Source organism: Vibrio sp. 03_296 (genome assembly GCF_002265885.1).
In genome coordinates this window covers 1-1,103 of the sequence record NZ_NPKW01001253.1, presented here as the reverse complement: position 1 = coordinate 1,103, position 1,103 = coordinate 1, and the positions used below count along the sequence as shown (strand labels likewise).

The following is a 1,103-nucleotide window of genomic DNA, read 5'->3' as shown; positions in this document are numbered from 1 at the left end:
GCCCAATGCCTCGACGGGAAGTGTGTATAGGTAAATCAGGCATAACCAAGGGAAAGAGCAACGTCTTACCTCGGGAGATCTCATTGCCTGTCTCAGATGAGACTAATACAGCAGTGATGTTGTGTGATGGGTAATGAGAAGTCAGCAGAAGGCATAGTACTTTGAGGAAGTACAACTCAAGGGAAGGCCTGAACTGAATATATCAAGAAGCAGTCACTAGACACTCAATCATGTGGAGTCATAGCAAGATGGAAGACATCTCTACGTCCCAATGGGCGATACCGCAAGTAAGGCTCATGGTCACGAAGAATGACAAGCATGATCGGCGTAGAAAGGAGGACGAGTCTTGGTGACCCCAACACCGTTGATGGAACAAATCAGCGCCTCAGCGAATTTGAACCATGCTCTTCGACGCGTGAAGAGGAACAAGGGGTGCGCAGGCGTCGACAGACTCGACATTACAGCGACCATCTCTAAACTTCGACAAGCTTCGAATGGGCAAGCGCTCCGCCAGAGTCTTCTGGACGGAAGCTACCAACCTCAACCTGTTCTGGGTATAGAAATCCCTAAAACGAATGGTGGCGTCAGGCAATTAGGTATCCCTACGGTACTGGATAGGATAGTCCAACAGGCGATCACATCAGTACTGTCAGACATCTATGAGCCGAAGTTCTCCAACAGCAGTTATGGGTTCAGGCCAAACCGTAGTGCGCATCATGCGCTTGCGGCAGCAAGCCGCTATATCAGAGAAGGGCGGGGTTATGTAGTGGATATCGATCTAGCCAAATACTTCGACACGGTGAACCATGATAGGGTGATGCACAGATTATCTAAGGACATTAGTGATAAACGAGTATTAAAGCTAATCAGGGCATATCTACAGGCAGGCTTAATGCGAGATGGGTTAGTAGAGCGAAGACAACGAGGAACACCGCAGGGTGGTCCATTATCTCCGTTACTTTCCAATATCGTATTAGATGAACTGGACAAAGAGTTAGAGCGGAGAGGGCATAAGTTCTGTCGATATGCAGATGACTGCCAAATCTACGTTCGTAGTGAGGAAGCCGCGCATCGAGTCAAAGAGTCGATAACGGAGTTCTTGG

The 1,103-nt window shown here is 48.5% G+C and carries 1 protein-coding gene; it reads left to right on the top strand.

The genetic code is table 11. The features are described from left to right. Window positions 1-367: 367 nt before the first annotated feature. The coding region (ltrA, locus tag CIK04_RS31360) for a group II intron reverse transcriptase/maturase (RefSeq protein WP_176463487.1) at window positions 368-1,103 on the top strand (736 nt) is incomplete at its 3' end.